16 protein-coding genes, 1 tRNA gene and 3 rRNA genes are annotated in these 22,524 nt (G+C 43.8%); 14 read left to right on the forward strand and 6 right to left on the reverse strand.

What is annotated here, in order from left to right:
- Window positions 1-52: 52 nt before the first annotated feature.
- The 3 genes from tatA to tatC are packed head-to-tail and all read left to right on the forward strand — an operon-like array spanning window position 53 to window position 1,645.
- Window positions 53-340, forward strand: coding sequence for a twin-arginine translocase TatA/TatE family subunit (gene tatA / locus HFU86_RS03295; RefSeq protein WP_036954943.1), 288 nt, complete (start codon window positions 53-55; stop codon window positions 338-340).
- A 3-nt stretch (window positions 341-343) separates the two neighbouring features.
- Entirely contained in the window at window positions 344-880 is a 537-nt protein-coding gene (gene tatB, locus HFU86_RS03300) for a Sec-independent protein translocase protein TatB (RefSeq protein ID WP_187128722.1), read from the forward strand.
- Between the two features lie 3 nt (window positions 881-883).
- Window positions 884-1,645, forward strand: a complete 762-nt coding sequence (tatC, locus tag HFU86_RS03305) for a Sec-independent protein translocase subunit TatC (protein ID WP_036954937.1) — start codon at window positions 884-886, stop codon at window positions 1,643-1,645.
- A gap of 90 nt (window positions 1,646-1,735) precedes the next feature.
- Here the strand turns inward: tatC and rfaH are convergent, their stop codons facing one another.
- Window positions 1,736-2,230: a transcription/translation regulatory transformer protein RfaH gene (gene rfaH / locus HFU86_RS03310; RefSeq protein ID WP_132497141.1), complete on the reverse strand. Its 495-nt coding sequence runs from the start codon at window positions 2,228-2,230 to the stop codon at window positions 1,736-1,738.
- A 174-nt stretch (window positions 2,231-2,404) separates the two neighbouring features.
- Here rfaH and pepE point away from each other — a divergent pair, with 174 nt between their 5' ends.
- The 3 genes from pepE (at window position 2,405) to fre (ending at window position 5,426) form a co-directional block, all read left to right on the forward strand.
- Entirely contained in the window at window positions 2,405-3,130 is a 726-nt protein-coding gene (pepE, locus tag HFU86_RS03315) for a dipeptidase PepE (RefSeq protein ID WP_132497140.1), read from the forward strand.
- 111 nt (window positions 3,131-3,241) lie between these two features.
- Window positions 3,242-4,714, forward strand: a complete 1,473-nt coding sequence (gene ubiD / locus HFU86_RS03320; RefSeq protein ID WP_006658346.1) for a 4-hydroxy-3-polyprenylbenzoate decarboxylase — start codon at window positions 3,242-3,244, stop codon at window positions 4,712-4,714.
- Between the two features lie 10 nt (window positions 4,715-4,724).
- Entirely contained in the window at window positions 4,725-5,426 is a 702-nt protein-coding gene (gene fre, locus HFU86_RS03325) for an NAD(P)H-flavin reductase (RefSeq protein WP_132497139.1), read from the forward strand.
- A 308-nt stretch (window positions 5,427-5,734) separates the two neighbouring features.
- Here fre and fadA read toward each other — a convergent pair whose 3' ends face one another.
- Window positions 5,735-6,901, reverse strand: coding sequence for an acetyl-CoA C-acyltransferase FadA (gene fadA, locus HFU86_RS03330; protein ID WP_132497138.1), 1,167 nt, complete (start codon window positions 6,899-6,901; stop codon window positions 5,735-5,737).
- A 4-nt stretch (window positions 6,902-6,905) separates the two neighbouring features.
- Entirely contained in the window at window positions 6,906-9,098 is a 2,193-nt protein-coding gene (gene fadB, locus HFU86_RS03335) for a fatty acid oxidation complex subunit alpha FadB (RefSeq protein ID WP_187128723.1), read from the reverse strand.
- A 258-nt stretch (window positions 9,099-9,356) separates the two neighbouring features.
- Between fadB and pepQ the strand changes: the two genes are divergently transcribed.
- From pepQ to rrf, 8 genes are all read left to right on the forward strand, one after another.
- Window positions 9,357-10,691 carry a Xaa-Pro dipeptidase gene (pepQ, locus tag HFU86_RS03340; RefSeq protein ID WP_132497136.1) on the forward strand — a complete coding sequence of 445 codons (1,335 nt, stop codon included), beginning with the start codon at window positions 9,357-9,359 and terminating at the stop codon, window positions 10,689-10,691.
- Window positions 10,691-11,317: an IMPACT family protein gene (locus tag HFU86_RS03345; protein ID WP_036954919.1), complete on the forward strand. Its 627-nt coding sequence runs from the start codon at window positions 10,691-10,693 to the stop codon at window positions 11,315-11,317. The genes pepQ and HFU86_RS03345 overlap by 1 nt, the downstream gene beginning before the upstream one ends.
- 15 nt (window positions 11,318-11,332) lie before the next feature.
- Window positions 11,333-12,784 (forward strand): Trk system potassium transporter TrkH, encoded by a 1,452-nt coding sequence (gene trkH / locus HFU86_RS03350; protein ID WP_108479348.1) that lies wholly within the window; start codon window positions 11,333-11,335, stop codon window positions 12,782-12,784.
- Between the two features lie 48 nt (window positions 12,785-12,832).
- A complete protein-coding gene (gene hemG / locus HFU86_RS03355; protein WP_132497135.1) occupies window positions 12,833-13,357 on the forward strand; it encodes a menaquinone-dependent protoporphyrinogen IX dehydrogenase in 525 nt (174 codons plus the stop codon).
- A gap of 460 nt (window positions 13,358-13,817) precedes the next feature.
- Window positions 13,818-15,357 (forward strand): 16S ribosomal RNA (locus HFU86_RS03360).
- A gap of 85 nt (window positions 15,358-15,442) precedes the next feature.
- Window positions 15,443-15,518 (forward strand) — tRNA-Glu (locus tag HFU86_RS03365).
- Between the two features lie 226 nt (window positions 15,519-15,744).
- A 23S ribosomal RNA gene (locus tag HFU86_RS03370) occupies window positions 15,745-18,650 on the forward strand.
- A gap of 139 nt (window positions 18,651-18,789) precedes the next feature.
- A 5S ribosomal RNA gene (rrf, locus tag HFU86_RS03375) occupies window positions 18,790-18,905 on the forward strand.
- The 16S, 23S and 5S rRNA genes sit together here with 1 tRNA gene alongside, the layout of an rRNA operon.
- A 391-nt stretch (window positions 18,906-19,296) precedes the next feature.
- Here the strand turns inward: rrf and idi are convergent.
- From idi to narX, 3 genes are all read right to left on the reverse strand, one after another.
- Window positions 19,297-19,818 (reverse strand): isopentenyl-diphosphate Delta-isomerase, encoded by a 522-nt coding sequence (idi, locus tag HFU86_RS03380; protein ID WP_154599534.1) that lies wholly within the window; start codon window positions 19,816-19,818, stop codon window positions 19,297-19,299.
- A gap of 178 nt (window positions 19,819-19,996) precedes the next feature.
- Window positions 19,997-20,635 carry a two-component system response regulator NarL gene (narL, locus tag HFU86_RS03385; protein ID WP_006662852.1) on the reverse strand — a complete coding sequence of 213 codons (639 nt, stop codon included), beginning with the start codon at window positions 20,633-20,635 and terminating at the stop codon, window positions 19,997-19,999.
- Window positions 20,636-20,689: 54 nt separating this feature from the next.
- Window positions 20,690-22,468 (reverse strand): nitrate/nitrite two-component system sensor histidine kinase NarX, encoded by a 1,779-nt coding sequence (narX, locus tag HFU86_RS03390; protein ID WP_132496106.1) that lies wholly within the window; start codon window positions 22,466-22,468, stop codon window positions 20,690-20,692.
- Between the last annotated feature and the right edge of the window lie 56 nt (window positions 22,469-22,524).

The following is a 22,524-nucleotide window of genomic DNA, read 5'->3' on the forward strand; positions in this document are numbered from 1 at the left end:
GTATATAATAGAGTTAGTTACAATTGATCCCAAAACTATAGAGGTATTAACAATGGAATCAACTTTTGCAATGGCTGCTTTCGGTAGTCCTTGGCAATTAATTATCATTGCTTTGCTTATCATTTTAATTTTCGGCACCAAGAAATTACGTTCTTTAGGTTCTGATCTGGGCGAATCACTTAAGGGCTTCAAAAAAGCAATGAGTGATGATGAAGCTGCAAAAGCGAAAGCAGAGCAAGAGAAGCAAGATGCTGATTTTGCACCAAAAAACATCACTGAACAACAGGCTCCTGAGAAAAAAGACAGCCCAGTTGAGAGCAAAAATAAAGAGCAGGGATAAACCGTGTTTGACATAGGTTTTAGTGAACTACTGCTAGTTGCGATCATCGGTCTTGTGGTATTAGGCCCCCAACGTCTACCAGTGGCAGTGAGAACTGTTGCTGGTTGGATTCGTGCTATGCGCTCTATGGCTGCTAATGTCCAGAATGAGCTATCACAAGAACTGAAATTGCAAGAACTGCAAGAGACTCTTAAAAAAGTTGAAGAGAAGGCGGGTTTGGAAACTCTTTCTCCGGAACTTAAAAAGTCGATGGATGACCTGCGTCATGCTGCTTTGTCTTTACAAAGTGGTTATCAGGCAACAACCAATGATGTCCAATCTGAGTTGAACAAAGCAAAAGAGATCACAGAAAACTACGATGCTGCGGTAAAGGAATCCCATGCTAATTCTTCGCAAACTCAAGAGTCAGATCCTGATCCTGAGTATGCTGCTAAGATGGCTGCAGTTGTTGAAGAAAAACCTGCTTCAGCAACACCAACAGACTCTAAGCCACTCGATGCTAAAGTAACAAACTCCAATCAAACAGAAAGTGAAAAATAACACATGGCTGTCAATGATGCTCAACCACTTATTAGCCACCTGATTGAACTAAGAAAGCGGCTACTAAACTGTTTGATTACGGTATTAATCGTCTTTGCGGCGCTCGCTTATTTTTCAAATGATATTTATCGCCTTGTTGCTGCGCCTTTGATTGATAAGCTGCCTGTTGGTTCTCAAATGAGTGCGACAGACGTAGCATCGACGTTTTTTACTCCGATTAAACTAACCATGATGGTATCTGTATTTGTTTCGATACCCGTCATTTTGTACCAGGTCTGGGCATTTATCGCGCCTGCGCTGTATAAGCATGAACGTCGATTAATGCTGCCGTTACTGGTATCAAGTAGCTTCCTATTCTATTTAGGAATGGCATTTGCTTACTTTGTGGTATTCCCGTTAGCTTTTGGTTTCTTTGTAAAAACAACACCAGAAAGTGTTAACTTTATACCTGATATCAGCAAATACCTCAGTTTTGTCATGACATTGTTCATGGCATTCGGGGCTGCGTTTGAAGTACCAATCGCGATTATTTTACTATGCTGGACTGGCGTAACGACTCCAGAATCACTCAGACGTAAACGTCCATATATCTTAGTGGGTGCGTTTATCGTCGGGATGTTCCTGACTCCGCCAGATGTTTTATCGCAAACTCTACTCGCAGTACCGATGTATTTGCTGTTTGAGCTTGGGGTATTACTGTCTAATTTCTATGTTGGCAAAGGTCGACGTAGAGGTGATGACGAAGAAGAAGAGCCAGAAGAATAGTCACGGTGACAACGTTATTCTGAAATAAAAAGCCCATTCAATCTATGGGCTTTTTTTATGCCAGTTTGAAGCAAACATATCGTGAAAAACTTATTCAGACTCTTTTCTAAATTGCGTATTATCAATGACTTTTGCGACAGTGGTATTTAAGATGTTAAGCAAGAGGATTGAGCGTGACTCACCATTTGGTTCATTGAAGATGGCTTTAACGCCAGCAAAAATGCCTTCAGTAATGACAACGCTGTCTCCCTGAGAAGGAAGATCTGGTGATTGAGTATGGCTGACGGGCGTCTGTTGTATAAGCTCAATTATCTCTTCAGGAACTTCAGCCGGTAATGTGCCAAAGCGAATAAAGTGGCTGACACCGCGCGTAGATTGGATAGTGGTTGTATGAATTTGCTCATGGTCGAATTTTACAAACAGGTAATTGGGGAATAGCGCTTCAGTGATAACTGTGCGTTTGCCTCGAACGACTTTCTCCATTTCAGTCATTGGAGTCATACAAGTCACATGCTGTCGAGTTAAGTGCTCAACCGCTCTATCCAGTTGCCCTCGTTTGCAATACAGCAAATACCATTTTTCCATTTTTTGATCCCATCCAACAAATTTATGCTCATGATAACAAATTAAGGCATAAGAATGTGACTAATGATGAGTTGCACAATATTATTCATCTACACAAGTATAGATTAATTCGATAGTTACGAAATTAGATACACAATAAACACAGCAGTTAATACACTTTTTGTAGGAGACACCATGGATATCTTTTTACTGAGTAATGGCAAACTTTCCGGCAACCCTGTATGGCTAAGTTACGCATTACCAAGAATTAGCGAAATGATTGAACGTAAACAGATTAAGTCAGCAGTATTAGTGCCTTATGCTGTTTTACGTGGTTCTCACGATGAGCGTGCGGAGCAGCTAAGCGATGCTTTAGGCATTAAAGTAACTTCGATTGAACATTTTGAAAGCCCAGTCGAAGCCATCGAACAAGCAGACTGTATTCTGGTGAGTGGCGGTAATACATGGTGGTTAAACAAATGCTTGCATGAGAATGGCTTAATCGTTGCTATCCAACGTGCAGTACGTGAACGCGGTGTACCTTACATTGGTTGGAGTGCGGGTTGTAATGTGGCGACCCCAAGCATTCGTACAACGAATGATATGCCTGTGAGCAATGCGGTTATCATGCCGTCTTTAGGGCTGTTCCCAATGCAAATTAACCCACATTATATCGATGCGCATATTTCTGGGCATATGGGTGAAACACGCGATGAGCGTTTACAAGAATTCTGTGTTATCAACCCTCATGAAGTTGTTGTCGCGTTACGCGAAGGTAGCGGATTACAGATCAAAGGAAATGAATTAAGCTACTTCAGTGGTAAAAATGAAGGTTTCAAGCTGTTTCAGCACAACAAAACATTCCCTGAGCAATTTGATACCGTATCATTAAAGGATTATGTTCCGTTTGATTGCAAGTAAAGTGATATACTTAATCTGAAGATATTGATTATTAAGTATGTTTAACAGCAACTTGTAACCTTGGCTGGGAACCTTATAATGAGGTTCCCCCTGTAATAGTAAAAGAAGATAATGAAATACCGTGACCTTAGAGATTTCATCGCGCAGCTTGAAAAGCAAGGCGAACTAAAACGCATTACGATGGAAGTTGATCCTTACTTGGAAATGACTGAAATCGCAGATCGTACACTAAGAGCAGGGGGACCAGCCTTACTATTCGAAAACCCTAAAGGCTATAACATGCCCGTTCTATGTAACTTGTTTGGTACAACCAAGCGCGTTGCTATGGGAATGGGGCAAGAAGATATTAAAGCCTTACATGATGTGGGCAAGTTACTCGCTTTCTTGAAAGAACCGGATCCTCCGAAGGGTTTTCGTGACTTAATGGATAAGTTGCCGAAATTCAAACAAGTGCTGAATATGCCAGCTAAACGCTTAAGCTCAGCGCCTTGTCAGGAAGAAATTTGGGCTGGTGATGATGTTGATCTGACTAAGATCCCCGTTATGCATTGCTGGCCGGAAGATGCTGCGCCACTGATTACTTGGGGTTTAACGGTCACTAAAGGCCCTCATAAAGAACGCCAAAATTTAGGTATCTATCGCCAGCAAGTCCTTGGCAAAAATAAAGTTATTATGCGTTGGTTATCTCATCGTGGTGGTGCGCTGGATTTCCAAGAGTGGTGTCAGGCACATCCAGGTGAACGATTCCCAGTCGCTGTGGCGCTAGGTGCTGACCCCGCAACGATTTTAGGCGCAGTGACACCAGTTCCTGATACGCTATCTGAATATGCTTTTGCTGGGTTACTCCGAGGCAATAAAACGGAAGTCGTAAAGTGTATTTCTAACGACTTAGAGGTTCCTGCAGGGGCGGAAATTATCCTTGAAGGATATATTGAACCGGGCGAAATGGCACCAGAAGGCCCTTACGGTGACCACACTGGTTATTATAATGAGATTGATGACTTCCCAGTATTTACTGTGACTCATGTGACTCAACGTCGCGATGCGATTTATCACTCTACCTATACAGGTCGTCCACCGGATGAACCCGCAGTATTAGGGGAAGCCCTGAACGAAGTTTTAGTGCCTATTTTGCAAAAGCAGTTCCCTGAAATTGTGGATTTCTATTTGCCACCAGAAGGTTGTTCCTACCGTTTGGCGGTTGTTACCATGAAAAAACAGTATGCAGGACACGCAAAAAGAGTAATGATGGGAGTCTGGTCTTACCTGCGCCAATTTATGTATACGAAGTTCGTGATTGTTTGTGATGATGATATCAATGCTCGTGATTGGAAAGATGTTATTTGGGCTATCACAACACGTATGGATCCCGCTCGCGATACCGTCATGATGGAAAATACGCCGATTGATTATCTCGATTTTGCATCACCGATTTCTGGACTTGGTTCCAAAATGGGAATGGATGCGACCAATAAATGGCCGGGAGAAACCAACCGTGAGTGGGGACGCCCTATTGTCATGACGCAGAGTGTCAAATCCCGCGTAGATGATATCTGGGAACAGTTAAATATTATTGAAAAGTAAGAGGAAAATCATGGCAACTTTGAGCTGTAAAGTCACATCTGTTGAATCTATCACGGATACAGTTTATCGGGTTATTTTGTTGCCAGACGGACCTTTTCATTTTAAAGCGGGTCAATATCTTATGGTCGTTATGGATGAAAGAGACAAACGACCATTCTCTATGGCTTCGACTCCCGAGAATAATAAATCTATCGAATTGCATATTGGCGCATCAGAATTTAATTTGTATGCGATGGCGGTGATGGATCGCATTTTAGAACAGCAGCGTATTGATATTGATATTCCTCACGGTAAAGCGTGGTTCCGCGAAAATAGCCAAAACCCGATGATCTTGATCGCAGGCGGTACCGGCTTCTCTTATACCCACTCTATTCTATTGGCTGCTCTGGCTGAAAACCCTCAGCGGGATATTACTTTCTATTGGGGCGGTCGCCAGTTAGAGCATTTGTATGACCTCGGTGAATTGCAGGCTATTAGTGAACGTTATCCTAATCTGAAAGTGGTCCCTGTTGTCGAGCAGCCGGATGAAAATTGGCGTGGAAGAACGGGAACTGTTTTGAGTACCGTGCTAGAAGATTTCGGTGACTTATCTGGGCATGATATTTATATTGCGGGTCGTTTTGAGATGGCGAAGATTGCGCGGGATAGGTTTTGTAATGAGAGGGGGGCAAAGTCCACCCAGTTGTTCGGCGATGCCTTCGACTTTCTATAACTCGTCATATTTCAAGTTGTAGGGGGGTTGGCTTCATAGGCTACCCTATCACATACTCCAGTATGCTCAAGGGATAGCTTTACTTGCCGCCTACCTGTGACCTGAACTATTTAGGGGATGGACTGAGTTGTATCAATATTCTGGTTGATTGGTTGATTGGTTGATTGGTTGATTGGTTGATTGATTGGTTGATTGGTTGATTGGTTGATTGATTGATTGATTTCACTGGACTGGTTAATGGATAAAAAAATCCCGCCCCTGACTAGGCGGGAACATTGCAAGATATGACAATGTAACGGCAAAATGAATTAGACTCTTTCGATAATTGTGGCGATGCCTTGCCCAAATCCAATACACATTGTAGCTAAACCAAACTGCTTATCATGTTGTTCTAACTGATTAAGCAACGCAGTTGTGATTCTTGCGCCAGAGCAACCGAGAGGGTGCCCTAAAGCGATTGCTCCACCACTTAAATTCACTTTCTGATCCACTTGGCTTTCTGAAATTTGCAGCCCTTTTAGGCAAGCAATAGACTGAGCTGCGAAAGCCTCATTAAGTTCAATAATATCAATATCATTCAACGTCAGCCCTGCACGCTTTAACGCTAACTCAGTGGCAGGAACTGGTCCAAACCCCATGATGGATGGATCGCAACCAACCACGGCCATGGCGCGAATTTTTGCACGAGGTTTCAATCCATGCAGTTTGGCATAAGACTCACTGGCAAGTAGCATGGCTGAAGCACCATCGGACAGTGCTGACGAATTACCTGCGGTCACGGTACCACTGACAGGGTCGAAAGCGGGTCTTAATGCAGCAAGTCCTTCCAAATTGGCATCAAAACGGATGACTTCGTCATAGTTGATTGAAATAAGATTGCCATCGGAGTCATGTCCTGAAATCGGAACGATTTCACGGCTAAATTTACCATTCTTAGTTGCTGCTGCCGCGCGTTGGTGAGATCTCAATGCAAAGGCATCTTGTTCTTCGCGACTGATTTTATACATTTTGGCGAGCATTTCGGCAGTTAAACCCATGGCTCCAGAGGCTTTCGCTACGCGTAATGTGAGCTTTGGATTGAAATCAATACCGTGAGTCATTGGAACATGACCCATATGCTCAACACCACCAATCAAAACGGAATGTGCATCTCCAGTCATAATGAAACGGCTTGCGTCATGAATGGCTTGCATCGAAGAACCACATAGGCGATTGACCGTGACCGCAGGAACCGTATGAGGAATATCAGTCAATAAAGCAGCATTTTTTGCGATGTTAAAACCTTGCTCTAAGGTTTGCTGAACACATCCCCAAATAATGTCATCCAACTCTTTCTTTTTCGCATTGGGATTGCGTTCAAAAATTGCATTCATCAGGTGTGCAGAGAGGTCTTCTGCTCTTACATGACGAAATACACCGCCTTTGGAACGGCCCATTGGTGTGCGTATACCATCAATAATGAAGACATTTTCCATAGGATTAACCTCTCGCAACTTTTTTAACATCAATAGCCACAACTGGTGGCTGCGGATAGTATCTAGCGTTAGTGGCCGCTTTTTCTTTCAATCCATTTGGAACTTGATAAAGCGGGCTTAAATGGGAGTAGGACTCCGCAGTTTTGACATAAGACTGGCTACCGAGTGTATCAAGATAGCAGAAAACACCTCCGCGGAATGGCGGGAAACCAAGTCCATAAACTAGCGCAATATCGGCATCTGAAGGACTTTGAATAATACCTTCTTCAAGGCAGCGAACCACTTCGTTCACCATTGGTGCCATCATTCGAGCAATAATTTCATCTTTAGTAAATGAACGTTTACTTTGGTGAATTGAACTTAATAACTCATCGGTGTGTGGGTCATCAATTTTCTTTGGCTTTCCTTTTTTATCTTTTTCATATTGATAAAAGCCTTTGCCATTTTTCTGACCAAAACGTTGTTGTTCAAACATAATATCAATGGCGTTCTTACCGACTTTTTGCATTCTTTGCGGAAATCCTTGAGCCATGACTTGCTCTGCATGAAATGCGGTATCAATCCCGACAACATCAAGTAGATAAGCAGGCCCCATTGGCCAACCAAACTCTTTTTCCATGACTTTATCGATTTCTCTAAAATCGGCGCCATCTTGAAGTAATAAGTTAAACCCAGCGAAATAAGGGAAAAGAACACGGTTAACGAAAAAGCCAGGACAGTCATTCACAACGATAGGGGTTTTCCCCATTTTATTCGCATAAGCAACCACTTTAGCGATGGTGGCATCACTGGTTTTTTCACCTCGAATAATTTCGACTAAAGGCATACGGTGAACAGGATTGAAAAAATGCATACCACAGAAGTTTTCTGGGCGTTTAAGATAATTCGCTAGCTCGGTGATTGGAATGGTTGAAGTATTCGAAGCCAGTATAGTTTCTGCTGTGATTAGTGATTCCACTTCAGATAGCACGGCTGCTTTTACTTTAGGATTTTCAACGACAGCTTCAACGATCACCTGAGAATTTTCAATGCCAGCATAAGATAAAGACGGGTGGATAGAGGCTAAGGTTGTCGCCATCTTATCTGCGGTGATTTTTCCCCGTTCAAATTGACCATTAAGAAGCTTTCTCGCTTCATCAATACCTAAATCTAAGGATTTCTCATTGATATCCTTCATTAGAACGGGAACGCCTTTGCTCGCGGATTGATAAGCAATACCGCCCCCCATAATGCCCGCACCCAACACAGCGGCGTGTGCAGGTGCAGTAGAGGAGCCAGCGATTTTTTTACTGGTCGATTTAACCTGTTGATCATTCAGAAAAACGCTAACTAATGCACGAGCAACATCACTATGAGCCAGCGGGACGAAAGCAGCTGTTTCATGTTTCAGTGCTTCATTTCGAGTGCAGTTTGCAGCTTTCTCGATAGTATTGACTGCACTCATTGGTGCTGGATAGTGTTTTCCAGCAACTTGATAGACCATACCTTTAGCAACGTTAAAGCTCATTGCTTGCTCTAGTGCGCTAAGTTTTAGCGGCTCAAGTTTTGGCTGTCGTGCTTGACGCCAATTTAATGCGCCAGAAATAGCTTGTTCGATGATGTGCAAGGCTGCCTGTGGTAATTTTTCAGTTTCGACAATCGCATCCACTAAACCGAGTTTCAGTGCTTGAGATCCACTAACATCTTTACCCGCAGTGATAATTTCCAGGGCGCTATCAAGACCAATAAGTCGAGGCAAACGGACTGATCCGCCAAAGCCAGGCATAATTCCTAACTTTGTTTCAGGTAAGCCAATTTTGGCATCGGGTGACGCAATTCTAAAATCGGTAGCGAGTACACACTCACATCCACCGCCTAGGGCATAACCATTAATTGCGCTAATAGTTGGAACAGGGAGATCTTCAAGGCGATTAAATATACTATTCGCGTAACCAAGCCAGTCACTGAGGGTTTCTTTGGATGCTTCGAATAGAGATAAAAATTCTTTAATATCTGCGCCAACAATAAAAGCGGGCTTATCTGAGCGCAAAATAACGCCCTGTAAATCGCTTTGTTGTTCGAGTACTGCAACTGCTTCATCAAGTGAAGCGACGGTATGAGTATCCAATTTATTGATTGGTCCTGGTGAGTTAAACACCAGTTCTGCAATACCTTTTTTCAACCATTGAATAGAGATTGTCTCACTTTGATAAAGCATGCTGTTCTCCTTTATGTGGCGGGCTTATCTGGTATGACCAGATGAAAATTAGTGTGACGATAATGTTAATTAAATGCAAATGGTTAATAACAAAACTGGAAGGCGGCTCACAGGAATTAAGGTAAATAACCCAAGGGGAAAATGATATTTTCATTAATAATCAATGTATTAATCTTATCTTGGTATTGAGTGCATACACGTTATTAGCAGAACGTGATAAGCTTGATTTTTCTAACTAATACTGAAAGGTTGAACGAAATGGAAAAACTGGCTGGACTCTACGCAGAACATATTAAAACGCTACAAAAAACGACTCAGCAAGTTTTGCAACGCAGTAAATTAGATGCCATCTTGATTCATTCAGGAGAGCCAATTCGCATTTTCCTCGATGATAGTGACTACCCATTTAAAGTGAATCCGCATTTTAAAGCGTGGGTTCCAGTGACGGATGTCCCTCATTCCTGGTTATTAGTCGACGGCGTGAATAAACCGAAGTTATGGTTTTACTCACCGGTTGATTATTGGCATAGCGTTGAACCTTTACCAACTAGCTTCTGGACGAAAGAAGTTGAGCTTATTCATCTGAAAAATGCGGATGAAATTAAAGGCTTTTTAGCGAATTTACCGAAAGAGCATATAGCTTATATCGGCTCCTCTGCAAACAAAGCTGAATCTTTAGGTATTTCGACACACAATATCAATCCAAAACCTGTACTCGATTATTATCACTATCACCGTTCATATAAGACAGACTATGAGCTGTACTGCATGCGCGAAGCCCAAAAAATGGCGGTGAATGGTCACTTATCAGCTTTCGAAGCTTTCCAAGCTGGGGCTAGTGAATTTGATATTAATATTAGCTATTTAGAAGCGACAGGGCATCGTGATACGAATGTGCCTTACGGTAACATTGTAGCTTTAAATGAAAATGCAGCCGTGCTTCACTACACTAAATTACAGCAAACGGCCCCGAGTGAATTACGTAGCTTCTTGATTGATGCTGGTGCTGAGTATAATGGTTATGCCGCTGATATTACTCGTACTTATGCGGCTAAGAACAAAAGTGAGTTTGCAGAATTGGTTGCAGATTTGAATACAGAACAACTCGCTCTGATCGCTTCAATTAAGGCTGGTGTGCGTTATACCGATTACCATGTAGATATGCATCACCGTATTGCGAAATTACTTGCTAAGCATGGAATTGTGAAAGGGATTAGCGAAGATGCTATGGTTGAAAACGGTTTAACAACACCATTTTTACCACACGGATTAGGCCATCCATTAGGTTTGCAAGTGCATGATGTAGCAGGTTTTATGCAGGATGAAGATGGTACTCATTTAGCTGCACCGAAAATGTATCCATTCTTACGCTGTACTCGTATTTTGGAACCAAGAATGGTGTTAACTATCGAACCGGGTCTTTACTTTATTGAGTCCTTGCTTGCTGCGTGGCGTACAGGGGAGTTCAGTCAGCACTTTAATTGGGATAAAATCGAGCACTTCAAACCTTATGGTGGTATTCGAATTGAAGATAATATCGTTATCCATCATAACCATATTGAAAATATGACTCGAGATTTGCATTTACCGTAATGAAAGCGTACTCAATTCCGGCAGAAACGATCTCTTTTTCGGAAGAGATCAAAAAAAGCCGTTTTATTACTTATATCGCTCACACCGAGGGTATTGACGCTGCGAAAGATTATATTCAATCGATTAAAGCGCAATACCCCGATGCTCGGCACCATTGCTGGGCATTTGTTGCGGGGCGACCTGATGATTCCCAGCAATTAGGTTTTTCCGATGATGGAGAGCCTACGGGAACGGCAGGTAAACCCATTATGGCGCAGCTATTAGGTAGCAACTTAGGTGAGATCACTTGCGTTGTTGTGCGTTATTTTGGTGGAATAAAGCTAGGTACGGGTGGGTTAGTCCGTGCTTATGGCAGTGGGGTTCAGCAGGCGCTGAAGTTGCTCCCAACACAAACTAAAGTCCCTCAAAAAATCTTCAATGTGGTATGTGATTACTCACTTATCAATGGAGTTGAGCAATTATTAGCTCAGGTAAATGGTACTATATTGCTCAGTGATTATAATGAGTCTGTATCTTTGCAAATTTCTATTCCTGCTACTTGTGAGCAGGAGGTCAATGATAAATTACGTGATATCAGTCGTGGGGAAGTTACTCTCTTAGAACCGTCACAAGAGCAAACAGCATAGCAAGGAACCGGCCGAATGCATTTTCGCGCAATAACTCGTATTGTCGGGTTACTCGTCATTATCTTCTCTTTTACTATGGTCATACCTGGTATTGTCGCACTGATATATCGCGATGGTGCGGGACGAGCATTCAGTCAAACTTTTATAACGGCGTTGCTGATTGGGCTTTTTTTATGGCTGCCTACGCGAAATAGTCGACATGAATTAAAAGCAAAAGAAGGTTTTTTAATTGTTGTTCTGTTTTGGACTGTGCTAGGGAGTGTCGGGGCACTGCCGTTTATCTTCTCTGAAAAACCCAATTTATCTGTTACAGATGCCTTCTTTGAGTCCTTTTCTGGGCTAACAACCACCGGTGCAACAACTCTGACGGGATTAGACTCTCTTCCGAAAGCGATCTTATTCTATCGGCAGATGCTGCAATGGCTTGGAGGGATGGGGATCATTGTACTCGCCGTCGCGATTTTGCCTCTCTTAGGTGTCGGGGGGATGCAGCTCTATCGTGCAGAGATGCCGGGGCCATTAAAAGATAACAAAATGCGTCCGCGAATTGCGGAAACGGCAAAAACCCTTTGGCTTATTTATGTGTTGCTAACTATCGCGTGTGCGATTGCATTATGGATCGCCGGTATGGATGTGTTCGATGCGATATCACACAGTTTTTCAACCATCGCGATCGGTGGGTTTTCTACTCATGATGCCAGCATAGGCTACTTTAATAGTCCTGCCATTAATACCATTATTGGCGTGTTTCTAATTATCTCGGGTTGTAACTTTGGCTTGCACTTTGCGGTTTTAACGGGAAGAAGCCTCGGAATTTATTGGCGCGACCCTGAATTTAGAATGTTCATCAGTTTCCAGTTTGTTCTAGTCGTGATCTGTACCGCGGTGCTGATGTATCACTCCGTATATGCTGGCTTTGGGCAAACGTTGGATCAAGCCTTTTTCCAAGTGGTCTCGATGGCGACCACTGCGGGTTTCACCACTGACAGTTTTTCTGGCTGGCCGCTGTTCTTGCCAATGCTTCTACTATGTGCGGCGTTTGTCGGTGGTTGTGCAGGGTCAACGGGTGGGGGATTAAAAGTGATTCGTATCCTTTTACTGTTCCTGCAAGGTTCCCGAGAGTTAAAAAGATTAGTGCATCCTAATGCGGTCTATACCATTAAATTAGGACAGCGGGCGCTGCCAGAAAGAATCATTGAAGCTGTCTGGGGATTCTTCTCTGCTTATGCTTTAGTTTTCGTGGTTAGCTTGCTGCTTTTAATCGCCACTGGGGTGGATGAGTTTTCTGCATTCTCAGCGATTGCGACAACGTTGAATAACTTAGGCCCTGGCTTAGGTACTGTTGCTGATAACTTCACGACAATGAATCCTGCAGGTAAATGGATTTTAGTTGTCACGATGCTGTTTGGTCGTTTGGAAGTGTTTACTTTATTAGTATTACTGACCCCTACTTTTTGGCGTGAGTAATATAGCTGCGCCGCTAACGTATATAGATAGTAACGATTAGGAATAAAAATGAGTTATCTACTTTTGCACTCAAGCACCGATGGGCAAACCAAAAAAATCATACTTAAAATGGCAGATCAATTACGTCGCGCTGGGCGTGAGTGTGATATTCGTGATTTGAATTCAGATAAAAGCTTTAACTTATCTGCTTACGAAAAGGTGCTAGTGGGAGCTTCTATTCGTTATGGACATTTCAATAAGCAGTTAGTACGTTTTGCCACAACCCATCAGACTCAACTTAATTCGATGAAAACGGGGTTCTTTGCCGTTAACCTTACAGCAAGAAAAGAAGGCAAGAATACCGTTGAGACGAATGCCTATACTCGTAAGTTCTTAGAGAAGTGCCCATGGCAGCCGACTGTGAAGTCTGTTTTTGCAGGCGCGCTGTTTTACCCTCGCTATAAATGGTTTGATAGAGTGATGATCCGGCTCATTATGAAAATGACAGACGGACCAACCGACCCAAATACAGAAATTGAATATACTAATTGGGATAATGTTGCGGTTTTCGCAACTGAATTTGATAATCTCTAGCTCGACATTTAAACAAATCGTAGTTGTTTTGCACGATTTGTTTAAAAAGGAAACGGTTGAATAAAAATATTCAAAAAACACTTGCGAGATTTTGGGAGCTCCCTATAATGCGCATCCGTTGTCACGACAAACCGGCTCGAAGAAAACCTCGAAGCCCCGTGATAACAGAGGTGAAGAAAGAAAATAGTTGAAAATAATCGCTTGACTTTCTAAATAAAAAACGTAGTATACGACACCTCGCGACAACGACCTAAAGTCGATAATCAAAAGATTAAGTCGCACCGCTCTTTAACAATTTATCAGACAATCTGTGTGGGCACTCACAGGACACTATCAAAAAAATATTTGATTTTAAGTCTTGAAGAGTGACTAACACGTTAATTCATATATATGAATTAATAGGTAATTTGGTTTCTTCGGAAATCAAACGACAGTAACATTCTTTGAGCATCAAGCTTTTTAATTGAAGAGTTTGATCATGGCTCAGATTGAACGCTGGCGGCAGGCCTAACACATGCAAGTCGAGCGGTAACAGGGGAAGCTTGCTTCTCGCTGACGAGCGGCGGACGGGTGAGTAATGTATGGGGATCTGCCCGATAGAGGGGGATAACTACTGGAAACGGTAGCTAATACCGCATAATCTCTTAGGAGCAAAGCAGGGGAACTTCGGTCCTTGCGCTATCGGATGAACCCATATGGGATTAGCTAGTTGGTGAGGTAATGGCTCACCAAGGCGACGATCCCTAGCTGGTCTGAGAGGATGATCAGCCACACTGGGACTGAGACACGGCCCAGACTCCTACGGGAGGCAGCAGTGGGGAATATTGCACAATGGGCGCAAGCCTGATGCAGCCATGCCGCGTGTATGAAGAAGGCCTTAGGGTTGTAAAGTACTTTCAGTTGGGAGGAAGGCGTTGATGCTAATATCATCAGCGATTGACGTTACCAACAGAAGAAGCACCGGCTAACTCCGTGCCAGCAGCCGCGGTAATACGGAGGGTGCAAGCGTTAATCGGAATTACTGGGCGTAAAGCGCACGCAGGCGGTTGATTAAGTTAGATGTGAAATCCCCGGGCTTAACCTGGGAATGGCATCTAAGACTGGTCAGCTAGAGTCTTGTAGAGGGGGGTAGAATTCCATGTGTAGCGGTGAAATGCGTAGAGATGTGGAGGAATACCGGTGGCGAAGGCGGCCCCCTGGACAAAGACTGACGCTCAGGTGCGAAAGCGTGGGGAGCAAACAGGATTAGATACCCTGGTAGTCCACGCTGTAAACGATGTCGATTTGGAGGTTGTTCCCTTGAGGAGTGGCTTCCGGAGCTAACGCGTTAAATCGACCGCCTGGGGAGTACGGCCGCAAGGTTAAAACTCAAATGAATTGACGGGGGCCCGCACAAGCGGTGGAGCATGTGGTTTAATTCGATGCAACGCGAAGAACCTTACCTACTCTTGACATCCAGAGAATTTAGCAGAGATGCTTTAGTGCCTTCGGGAACTCTGAGACAGGTGCTGCATGGCTGTCGTCAGCTCGTGTTGTGAAATGTTGGGTTAAGTCCCGCAACGAGCGCAACCCTTATCCTTTGTTGCCAGCGATTCGGTCGGGAACTCAAAGGAGACTGCCGGTGATAAACCGGAGGAAGGTGGGGATGACGTCAAGTCATCATGGCCCTTACGAGTAGGGCTACACACGTGCTACAATGGCGTATACAAAGAGAAGCGACCTCGCGAGAGCAAGCGGAACTCATAAAGTACGTCGTAGTCCGGATTGGAGTCTGCAACTCGACTCCATGAAGTCGGAATCGCTAGTAATCGTAGATCAGAATGCTACGGTGAATACGTTCCCGGGCCTTGTACACACCGCCCGTCACACCATGGGAGTGGGTTGCAAAAGAAGTAGGTAGCTTAACCTTCGGGAGGGCGCTTACCACTTTGTGATTCATGACTGGGGTGAAGTCGTAACAAGGTAACCGTAGGGGAACCTGCGGTTGGATCACCTCCTTACCATTGAAGTGTACTTGTGAAGTGCTCACACAGATTGTCTGATAGAAAGTAGAGCAAAAAGCGCGTCTGCGAAGCTGACTGTAGTGTCCCCTTCGTCTAGAGGCCTAGGACACCGCCCTTTCACGGCGGTAACAGGGGTTCGAATCCCCTAGGGGACGCCAATTGCGCGGAGAATGAGTGAAAGACGTTCCCCACAAATAATGATTAAGCCAATTACGTTGTAGTTGGTTTAACAATTATGCTCTTTAACAATCTGGAACAAGCTGAAAATTGAAAACAACGCACATTGTTTATCGCTTAAACAATGTGAGAGTCTCTCAAAAATCTCAACGTGAATGTGTTCAATTGACCGTCGGGTCAGTTGGTAAAGACACCTTCGGGTTGTGAGGTTAAGCGACTAAGCGTACACGGTGGATGCCTAGGCAATCAGAGGCGATGAAGGACGTGCTAATCTGCGATAAGCGTCGGTAAGGTGATATGAACCGTTATAACCGACGATTTCCGAATGGGGAAACCCAGTGCAATTCGTTGCACTATCGTTTGATGAATACATAGTCAAACGAAGCGAACCGAGGGAACTGAAACATCTCAGTACCTCGAGGAAAAGAAATCAACCGAGATTCCCCTAGTAGCGGCGAGCGAACGGGGAGCAGCCCAGAGTCTTAATCAGCATTAGCATCAGGAGAACGGTCTGGAAAGGCCGGCAGTAAAGGGTGATAGCCCCGTATCCGAAGGTGTTAGTGTTGTGAACTCGACGAGTAGGGCGGGACACGTGTTATCCTGTCTGAATATGGGGGGACCATCCTCCAAGGCTAAATACTCCTGATTGACCGATAGTGAACCAGTACCGTGAGGGAAAGGCGAAAAGAACCCCGGCGAGGGGAGTGAAATAGAACCTGAAACCGTGTACGTACAAGCAGTGGGAGCACCTTTATGGTGTGACTGCGTACCTTTTGTATAATGGGTCAGCGACTTATATTCTGTAGCAAGGTTAACCGTATAGGGGAGCCGTAGGGAAACCGAGTCTTAACTGGGCGAATGAGTTGCAGTGTATAGACCCGAAACCCGGTGATCTAGCCATGGGCAGGTTGAAGGTTGGGTAACACTAACTGGAGGACCGAACCGACTAATGTTGAAAAATTAGCTGATGACTTGTGGCTGGGGGTGAAAGGCCAATCAAACCGGGAGATAGCTGGTTCTCCCCGAAAGCTATTTAGGTAGCGCCTCGTGAACTCATCTTCGGGGGTAGAGCACTGTTTCGACTAGGGGGTCATCCCGACTTACCAACTCGATGCAAACTACGAATACCGAAGAATGTTATCACGGGAGACACACGGCGGGTGCTAACGTTCGTCGTGAAGAGGGAAACAACCCAGACCGCCAGCTAAGGTCCCAAAGTCATAGTTAAGTGGGAAACGAAGTGGGAAGGCTCAGACAGCCAGGATGTTGGCTTAGAAGCAGCCATCATTTAAAGAAAGCGTAATAGCTCACTGGTCGAGTCGGCCTGCGCGGAAGATGTAACGGGGCTAAACTATGCACCGAAGCTGCGGCAGCGATATGTAAATATTGTTGGGTAGGGGAGCGTTCTGTAAGCCTGTGAAGGTGTGCTGTGAGGCATGCTGGAGGTATCAGAAGTGCGAATGCTGACATAAGTAACGATAATGCGGGTGAAAAACCCGCACGCCGGAAGACCAAGGGTTCCTGTCCAACGTTAATCGGGGCAGGGTGAGTCGACCCCTAAGGCGAGGCAGAAATGCGTAGTCGATGGGAAACGGGTTAATATTCCCGTACTGGTGATAATTGCGATGGGGGGACGGAGAAGGTTAGGCTGGCCGGGCGACGGTTGTCCCGGTTTAAGGATGTAGGCAGGTGAATTAGGCAAATCCGGTTCACTATATGCTGAGGTCTGATGACGAGTCACTACGGTGGCGAAGTAGCTTATACCCCGCTTCCAGGAAAAGCCTCTAAGCTCTAGATTATCATTAATCGTACCCCAAACCGACACAGGTGGTCAGGTAGAGAATACTCAGGCGCTTGAGAGAACTCGGGTGAAGGAACTAGGCAAAATGGTGCCGTAACTTCGGGAGAAGGCACGCTGGCATTAGGTGAAGTGGTTTACCCATGGAGCTGAAGCCAGTCGCAGATACCAGCTGGCTGCAACTGTTTATTAAAAACACAGCACTGTGCAAACACGAAAGTGGACGTATACGGTGTGACGCCTGCCCGGTGCTGGAAGGTTAATTGATGGGGTTATCCGTAAGGAGAAGCTCTTGATCGAAGCCCCAGTAAACGGCGGCCGTAACTATAACGGTCCTAAGGTAGCGAAATTCCTTGTCGGGTAAGTTCCGACCTGCACGAATGGCGTAATGATGGCCAGGCTGTCTCCACCCGAGACTCAGTGAAATTGAACTCGCTGTGAAGATGCAGTGTACCCGCGGCAAGACGGAAAGACCCCGTGAACCTTTACTATAGCTTGACACTGAACATTGAGCCTTGATGTGTAGGATAGGTGGGAGGCTTTGAAGCGTGGACGCCAGTCTGCGTGGAGCCAACCTTGAAATACCACCCTTTAATGTTTGATGTTCTAACGTAGCCCCGTAATCCGGGGTGCGGACAGTGTCTGGTGGGTAGTTTGACTGGGGCGGTCTCCTCCCAAAGAGTAACGGAGGAGCACGAAGGTTGGCTAAGCATGGTCGGACATCATGCGGTTAGTGCAAAGGCATAAGCCAGCTTGACTGCGAGAGTGACGGCTCGAGCAGGTACGAAAGTAGGTCTTAGTGATCCGGTGGTTCTGTATGGAAGGGCCATCGCTCAACGGATAAAAGGTACTCCGGGGATAACAGGCTGATACCGCCCAAGAGTTCATATCGACGGCGGTGTTTGGCACCTCGATGTCGGCTCATCACATCCTGGGGCTGAAGTAGGTCCCAAGGGTACGGCTGTTCGCCGTTTAAAGTGGTACGCGAGCTGGGTTTAGAACGTCGTGAGACAGTTCGGTCCCTATCTGCCGTGGGCGTTGGAAGATTGAAAGGGGCTGCTCCTAGTACGAGAGGACCGGAGTGGACGCACCACTGGTGTTCGGGTTGTCATGCCAATGGCATTGCCCGGTAGCTAAGTGCGGAAGAGATAACCGCTGAAAGCATCTAAGCGGGAAACTTGCCTTGAGATGAGTCTTCCCTGACCCTTTAAGGGTCCTAAAGGAACGTTTAAGACTAAGACGTTGATAGGTTGGGTGTGTAAGCGTAGCGATACGTTGAGCTAACCAATACTAATGAACCGTGAGGCTTAACCTGACAACACCGAAGGTGTTTTCGAGAAGAGAGATTGAGTTGATTTTCAAAGCAAGTGAGAAGCCGAAAGGTAGACACACAGCTTGTTCAGGATTGAAGTTCTGGTTTAAGAAAAAACTTAGACGGGAATAAACAGAATTTGTCTGGCGGCAATAGCGCGGTGGTCCCACCTGACCCCATGCCGAACTCAGAAGTGAAACGCCGTAGCGCCGATGGTAGTGTGGGGTCTCCCCATGTGAGAGTAGGGAACTGCCAGACATTAAATTAGCCGAGAAGCCACCCATTGGGTGGCTTTTTTGCGTTTGGGGGCCTAAAAAATAGGTGATAAAAGGCAAGGTAGTCATCCTTTGAAGCGCGATTATCGAAACAGCCCCCTTCAGATCTCACTAATTTCGTTGTTCTTACTCTCTGGATGCCTGTATTTAAAGGCCACTATGCAAAAATTACCACCCGAAAATCATTATTCAAGAAATCATAAGTCTTAAAATCCTCTCTACTTCAGATCAAAAAAGCCTAAGCCATTCTAGTTATTCTATTGTAAGAAAATACCTATATATTAATTGGTTATACTATCTGTTGCTTATGAGAAGACTATCTGGTAACAGAGAAAAAAGGAATACGTTATGGCTGACGTAATATAAAAGAAGGATTAGGAAGAAAAATTCAGTAACGGGTATTTTTCCCAGATTTTCTTGAACCACGGAGTGAATTTTTCAGGATGAGTACTGATTTCTTGGGCTAAAGTTTCAAGGCTAATCCAGCAGGTAGCACTGACTTCTTCAGGATTAGGAATGACTTGATTGTCATAGTAGCCCACAAATAGGTGGTCATACTCATGCTCAATTAGCCCGCCATTCACATCAGCTTTATAAATAAACTCACCAACATGAGTTAATGAAGTTGAAAACCCGAGTTCTTCCGTTAAGCGACGTAAAGCTGCATCATGGGTATCTTCTTGCGGCCTTGGATGGCTACAGCAGGAATTTGCCCACTGCCCAGCGGAATGATATTTATGAAATGCGCGTTGTTGAATGAGTAATTCGTTCTTACGGTTATAAATAAAGATAGAAAATGCACGATGTAGGCAGCCTTGCTGATGAGCAAGTAGTTTTGGCATGCTACCAATTGGCGTGTCTTGTTCATTAACTAAAATAAGTTGTTCTTCTATCATAAGGATAATCTGTATCAGTAAGAGTCAAAAGCAAGCTTATTATAACTGGAAAAAAATGACTTGTAGATTAGAGCTATTAATAGCTCTTGCTAATTTGTACAGTGAGATTGATAAGTACACTCATAGCTAGATGAATCAATCATTTAGCTATGAATGAAGACGGTATGATGAAAAAATATTATTTTTGTTGGAGCACCCAGACAGCAGCTTCGACTCTAGATTTTAGATTTAGTTTTTTAAGTAAATGTTTTACATGTACTTTTACTGTGCTCTCTGCGATATCTAAATTTCGAGCGATCATTTTATTTGATAATCCTTGAGCGATAAGCTCTAAAATGTCGGATTCTCGTGGCGTTAGTGCGATTGCATCGCTTTCATTTTGTGATTGGTTTTCTCTTAATGATTCAGCAAGGACAGAGGTTAATGTCGGGCTAACCACCATTTTTCCACTTGCGGCTTCTTTGAGTGCGATAATCAGTTCTTCAGGTTCCATATCTTTTAGCAAATAACCATCAGCACCCCGCTTAAGCGCACTGATCAAATCATCACTATAATTCGATACGGTAAAGAGAATAATTCTGCCTGAGAGTTCACGTTTTCTGAGTTCATCTAGGGTTTCAAAGCCATTCATTCCAGGCATATTGAGATCTAAAAGGATCAGGTCAGGATCTTGCTCTTCTGCTATCTGAATACCTGTTTTGCCATCTCCAGCTTCACCGATAACTTGAAGTGAAGGCTCTAAGCTAATCAGCTGTTTTACACCATTTCGGAGCATTGGGTGATCATCAATAAGTAGGATCGTCGATTTTTCGGTCATTATATTTTTAGTCTCCATGAATGATTTGATCCGGTGTTCTAAATATCAAATGTTTTAGATGTCAGATAAGGGGAATGTGACTTTCACTTCGGTTCCCCCTCCGGCACGTTGAGTAATGTAGCACTCGCCATTCAGGCTAAGTGCTCTTTCTCTCATAATAATGAGGCCATAATGGTTAAGTTTATTTGGATTGTCATCAATACCATTGCCATTATCATCAATTGTAATGGTGACAGTGCCTCTATGTTGGCTTAATGAAACTTTAGCCCAAGTTGCATTAGCATGCTTCAGAATATTACTTAGCGCTTCACGAATTATTTGTATTATGTGGATAGATTGATGTGGTGAGATACTTTTCGCTGGAATTTCATAATGAAGCTGAATATTAAAGCCAATACGCCCACTAAATTCACCTAAAGTACTTTTGAGTGAAGGTAATAGACCTGATTCAGTGAGTTTCAAGCGGAAAGTTGTTAATAATTCCCGTAACTGGCTGTATGCAGTATTAATTTCTGTACGCATCTCATTGAGCAAATGTAGAGTTGTTTCTGGTAATGGTTCTGGTTGCATTTGCAGATAGCTAATTTGCATTTTTAAACATGAGAGTGATTGTGCGATAGAGTCATGAAGCTCTCTAGCAATAGCGGCACGTTCATCCATGATTAGCAGCTGCTGCTGTTGCTCTATCTGTTGCTCCATGGTGAGCATACCTGAAATCTGTTTCGCTAGCATAAGAACCAATCTGTTTTTTTCATCAGAAAATGGTTGTTTTTGCTCTATTTCACCAATAATTACACCATATCGGTGCATGTTATCAGAGAGATCCCACTGTAACGTTTGATATTCTTTTGCTGGATCATTGTGTAATGGATGCTGATTAGTGGAAGATAGCTTTGTTTTATCTATTTCGAGATTGGTCGTGGCATAAGAGATTTCATGAAAATATTGTTCATTGCTATCTTCATATAATTTGAGGCGCAGGTTCTCTAGCTGCGTAATGTTTTTCAGCTCTGCGAGAACTTTTTGTAATCTTGAATAAAGCGTTTCCGATGAGTGTAATATTTGATTTGATTGATAAAGATATGACAAAACCCGGTTTTTAGCGAGTAAGTCCGCGGTTTTTTCTGCCACACGTTCTTCGAGTTGGTGGTAACTTTGCGCCAGCTCATCAGACATACGATTAAGGGTTTCACCTAGGGCATTGAGCTCATCTTGCTTATTATTCTTCATGGGATAGCGCTGAGTAAAGTCTTTACGCCCAATAGCATTAACCATAGAAAGCAGTTTCATCCATGGGTAATAAATTTTTCGTCTTAAATGCCAGATTGTTCCCATCAACAGTAAAAAGACTAAGCTAATAAAAATCAGCTGAGTCATGGCAACGTAAGCGATTTTTTTCTCAGTTTTATCATCAATATTATGAACTAACTCATTGAGCATATTAACAAAAGTAATGACTTCATAACGGGCATCATCAGGAGAAGATGCTTTAGTGAGCGCGGGTCTTAAAGTGTTTAGCCAAAATTCATGTATTTTATTAAATTCAGGTGTAAGGTTTTCAATTTTAACCACTTGGGTGAGTTCGGGGCTGAGTAAGTCTTTCTCTAATTCATCAAGATAATTCTGACTATGCTGGTTTATGGGCGTTAAAGAAAGTAGGCGGTAACTTTGCATGCGCAAGGAACCTGATGTGTTAATGGCATGAGCGTTGCCTTGTACACTGATGATCATACGGTTGGAAATTGTCATACCGATAATGCCCAAAACAGCAATAAGTAGCATTAACCCAATAACCTGGTTGATGATCGAAAATCGTCGGTAAAGTGTCGGCATTCTCTCTTTTTCCTGATACAAAATAAACTGACTATTACCATAATGTATTTAAGGAT

It is taken from the genome of Providencia sp. JUb39 (assembly GCF_012272845.1).
GTDB classification, from domain to species: domain Bacteria; phylum Pseudomonadota; class Gammaproteobacteria; order Enterobacterales; family Enterobacteriaceae; genus Providencia; species Providencia lanzhouensis.